Consider the following 1,172-nt stretch of genomic DNA (forward strand, 5'->3'; position numbering starts at 1 on the left):
AGATAATTATCATAGGTATATTTTCAGTCGTGTTTATTAAACACTTCGATCTTTAATCGCTCATAAAAGAATCCACATACAGAGTTAATAGACGAACAATCTTTTTTTGTAAAAAAGCAAGTAGTTACTATTAAAATCATAACCACCCTTCAAAAGGGTGGTTTGCTCTGAGGCTATAAGCCTCTACTACTATCCAGCATCTCAAGGCGCTAGCTTTCACTTTGTTCAAGCCACATTTGGTTTTATCACTTTTGCTACCTCTTAAGTGGTAGTATTATCACTTCTTAACCCTTAAAAGGGTCGGCATATTCTCGAACACTTAATTTATCTAACGCTATATCATGCTTTTATTGCTCATGAATATATTTTTTGATGGTCGCTTCGTTGAGCCCTGCTGTACTAACATAGTATCCTTTTGCCCCAAAATAGCGATTCCCAAATTTATACTTTGAATTGGCTTGTTTATCAAAAATAATCATAACGTTTTCCCTTTTAAATAACCCATAATACTTGAAACACTCATTTTCGGGGGAATACTTAAAAGTAAATGTACATGATCGGACATCATATGCCCTTCTATAATTTCAACTCCTTTATAGCTACACAATCATTTTATAATGTCTTGTAAGCTTGCTCGATATTGAGTATAGATGATTTTTCTTCTATACTTTGGAGTGAAGACGATACGGTATTTGCATAACCATTTTGTATGGGTTAAGCTAATTGCTTTATTAGCCATTAAAATCTCTTCCTTTCATTACTGTGTGGCCTGAAAAACTAAATTTTAACGCTAATGACGAGATTTTTTTGTAGAACTTTTTAACACTCCACCCGCAAAGCAGGTGATTTTTTGTTTCGCACGCTATACGAGCTCAACTGGGTCTGAAGACATAACAAAAATAAGATCCATTTAAATACTCTGTTCAAATGGATCTTATTTTATTTTCTGTTGAGCTATATTCAACAATACTAAATGTCGAAAATCCATAGCTAAGAACCAAATTTTGAATATATATATTGACTTAAAATGGTAGTCACAAAAAAAGCAATAATTAGTACGACTCTATTTTTAATAAGGAAATTGGATTTTGGAGTATAGTACCCCCCCTCTATAACAACTTTTAAAGAATTATTGGGTTGAGCATTGAGGTAATTTTCCCAAAAAATTTTAA

The 1,172-nt window shown here is 32.5% G+C and carries 1 protein-coding gene and 2 pseudogenes; all 3 read right to left on the reverse strand.

Annotated features, from left to right (window positions below):
• Positions 1-347: 347 nt before the first annotated feature.
• Positions 348-485: pseudogene (locus A5867_RS18265) on the reverse strand (IS200/IS605 family transposase); the annotation flags it as partial.
• A pseudogene (tnpA, locus tag A5867_RS18270) lies at positions 476-739 on the reverse strand (IS200/IS605 family transposase). The pseudogenes A5867_RS18265 and tnpA, both read right to left, overlap by 10 nt.
• A gap of 251 nt (positions 740-990) precedes the next feature.
• Positions 991-1,172, reverse strand: a 182-nt coding sequence (locus A5867_RS18120) for a hypothetical protein (RefSeq protein WP_212648501.1), incomplete at its 5' end; no start/stop codon positions are given.

Origin of the sequence: Enterococcus sp. 6D12_DIV0197, assembly GCF_002174385.1 — a bacterium.
GTDB lineage: Bacteria > Bacillota > Bacilli > Lactobacillales > Enterococcaceae > Enterococcus_D > Enterococcus_D casseliflavus.